The organism is uncultured Mucilaginibacter sp., from assembly GCF_903913935.1.
Classification (GTDB): domain Bacteria; phylum Bacteroidota; class Bacteroidia; order Sphingobacteriales; family Sphingobacteriaceae; genus Mucilaginibacter.
In genome coordinates this window covers 1-1,830 of the sequence record NZ_CAIWNH010000064.1, presented here as the reverse complement: position 1 = coordinate 1,830, position 1,830 = coordinate 1, and the positions used below count along the sequence as shown (strand labels likewise).

Below are 1,830 nucleotides of genomic sequence, written 5' to 3'. Positions count from 1 at the left end.
GATAACCAGATAACCGTGAAGTTTGATCAATGGCAAAATATGGTACACCCCGATGATTTTCCACTGATAAAAAATGCGCTCAATATTGCCTTGAAAACCGGCGAATCCGCCACTGTTGAATACCGTGTAAAAAAGCTGAATGGCGAAATTGTTTGGTTAATGGGCGGTGGTAAAGTTTCGAAAGAAGCCAATAATAACACGCAACATTTAATGGGTACCGCGCTGAATATAACAGCACGTAAAAATGCGGAGCAAAATAAGGAGCATTATACTATTGCACTGGAGGAAATGCTCTTTGCCATTTCGCACAAATTCCGTAAGCCGGTAGCGAACATCTTTGGTTTGGTAAACGTGCTGAGCAACCCTGCAATAACACCTGAAAAAATCCATGAATGTGTTCCCTATCTTAAAGGCTTTGCCGACGAAATAGATTCATATATACGCGAATTGAATTCGTTTGTAGAGCAGAAACAAACACATATGTCGGAAAACGATAAGTAAAATAAGTATTTACGTGAGTTCGGTTGGTTTTAAAAAGAGGTCGGCCTTGTTCTTTGTAGTATAAGAGGATTATATGCTGTTTTTTAATGCAATAGTGAGTATCTTTGCAAAAATAAACACTATGAAACACTTTTCCCTGATAGTCTCTTTTTTATTATTAGTCAACGGCCTTATGGCTCAGCAGACTATACCTCCCGTTTATATTCCTTACCACCAACGCGTAAATCAGCATTCACAGTTATTACCCGGCAAACAAGGTGTTCTGCAAAACGATAACTCAAGAAGCCTGCAGTGGAAAAATGTAGCAGAAAGAGAGGACCAATACAATGATACCATCAGTGCATGGGTGCATGCTGATTCTTTTAAATTCGGCTATAACCCGCAGGGCACCATGGATACCGAAATTATTGTGGGCTACAGTGCCGGCAACTGGCAAAACAGCGGTGTTATTTATTGGACATACAGCGGTAGCCAGGTTACTTATGCAGTAGAGAAAATTTGGAATGCTTCAAATAGCACTTACGTAAATTATGTAGACATTGCTCAAACGCTTGATGCAAATAACAACGTTCTTACTGGTTTATACCGCCTTTGGATAACTTATCTAAATAACTGGCGTAACTCTACTAACTCAATTTATACTTACGATTCGCATCATAATCAGCTAAGCTATATTTACCAGAATTGGGATACAACTGCTAATAGCTGGGTTAATCAGGACAAAAACATTAATACGTACGATGCTTCAAATTCAAAGTTAACTACTCTTGCTCAGACCTGGGATGCCGGCCTTGTAAGCTGGGTGAATACCTCTCAGGATTTATATACCAATGATGCGCATGGTAACCATTTAATTGATATTTATCAAAGCTGGAACGGTGCCATTTGGCAAAACTCATCAAAATCGATAAGAACGTTTGATGCAAACAATAATATTACTGAGCGCATTACACAGGTATGGGATTCTGCAAGTGTATTATGGGTGAATGATTACAAATACGACATGACTTTTGATGCTAATAATGACGTAACATTTGAATTAGACTATAGGTGGGATAATACAAATTCGGTTTGGGTTCAAACTTATCAGTATCAATATACATATGCTGCGGCAAACAAAGAGGCAACTTTACTTGAGCAGAAATGGGATAATACCAACCACGTTTGGGTAAATTATTATAAGGAGAATTATACCTATGATGCTAATTATTTTAAAACGCGCATTATTAGAAGGAACAATGAAAAAGCCAGCAACAATAATCACGCCCATCAACAAAACAACCGTGGCCATTAGCCAGCGATTGACTTTTACTAAATGCTGATGGGAAG

2 protein-coding genes are annotated in these 1,830 nt (G+C 38.5%); both read left to right on the top strand.

Annotated elements, in window-relative coordinates; genetic code table 11:
• The coding region (locus QZY09_RS02655) for a PAS domain-containing protein (RefSeq protein WP_295667755.1) at nucleotides 1-501 on the top strand (501 nt) is incomplete at its 5' end.
• A 121-nt stretch (nucleotides 502-622) separates the two neighbouring features.
• Nucleotides 623-1,795, top strand: coding sequence for a hypothetical protein (locus QZY09_RS02650; RefSeq protein ID WP_295667753.1), 1,173 nt, complete (start codon nucleotides 623-625; stop codon nucleotides 1,793-1,795).
• Nucleotides 1,796-1,830 lie beyond the last annotated feature (35 nt).